We start from the raw sequence: 1,090 nt of genomic DNA, 5'->3' as shown, positions 1-1,090 counted from the left end.
AGATGAATTTGTAAATACTTTTACTGTAAAATCATTCAAAAAAGGGGAAATCATTTTAGAAAATGGAAAAGTAGAAAATGAACTTCGTTTTTTAGATCAAGGAATAATCCGAGAATATTATGCAACCACCGACAAAGAAAAAAATATCAATTTTTTTACAGATGCCGGTTTTATAACCGATTTTTCATCCTTTGCACACGCTACCGCTACAAAAAAATACCAAGAATGTTTAACTGATGTTGATTTGAGAGTTTTATCAAAAGAAATATTTTCGACATTTACTAACCAATACAATTGTGGTAAGTTATTTGTTGAAACCATTTTTCAACGAATTGTTGTCAATAAAGAAACCGAAGAATTCAACCATTTTGTAAATACCGCCGAAGAATTATATCTCGATATTATGAAGACAAAACCGGACTGGTTACTACAAATCCCACAATATCATATTGCTTCGTATTTAGGAATCACTCCTGAAACATTAAGCAGAATTAGAAAACGAATATAGCCTACAACCATTTTACATTTGTTGGATCTAATAAAAAAATATTCGTAGCCAATTCCTTTTGTATAGTTGAAGCATCATTATGTCCAGCATATATTGGCATATCGATTGTTTTATATCTATCTCTAAATAACATCAAACTGTTCTTCATATCCTCAGGATTGGAGCCAGGCCAGTCTATTCTCCCAATAGTTCCTTTGAAAATAAAATCACCAGTCAGCATAAATTCTCCAAAATCAAAAACAGTACAACCAATGCTATGACCGGGATAAATACCAGTTGTAAAAATAAAGTTTTCTATTTGATAGGTGGTTTGATCTTCCAAAATTTTTACTGGAACATCCAAAATTGTTTCCTCTAGTCCAAAATGTTGAGAACCAATAAAACTAAGATTGCGCACACGATCTCCAAACAATTCTTTTGATTTTTCAGAAGCCCAAACATCGACTCTGTATAAATCCATAAAATGTTGTACACTAAAAATATGATCTTGATGCGCATGAGTTACCAATATACCTACAACTTTCAAACCTAAAAAATCAATTTTTCTTCCAATTGATTTAGGATCAAAGCTTGGATCAACAA

The 1,090-nt window shown here is 31.4% G+C and carries 2 protein-coding genes; one reads left to right on the top strand and one right to left on the bottom strand.

Going from position 1 to position 1,090, the window contains the following annotated elements:
- A partial coding sequence (locus FPG59_RS16270; RefSeq protein WP_086455554.1) for a Crp/Fnr family transcriptional regulator occupies window positions 1-508 on the top strand: 508 nt, incomplete at its 5' end.
- Between the two features lies 1 nt (window position 509).
- Here FPG59_RS16270 and FPG59_RS16265 read toward each other — a convergent pair.
- On the bottom strand, window positions 510-1,090 hold a 581-nt coding region (locus FPG59_RS16265), incomplete at its 5' end, for an MBL fold metallo-hydrolase (RefSeq protein WP_086455553.1).

This window comes from Flavobacterium sp. FPG59 (assembly GCF_002150205.1).
Lineage (GTDB): Bacteria > Bacteroidota > Bacteroidia > Flavobacteriales > Flavobacteriaceae > Flavobacterium.
This window is presented reverse-complemented; position numbering and strand designations above follow the sequence as displayed.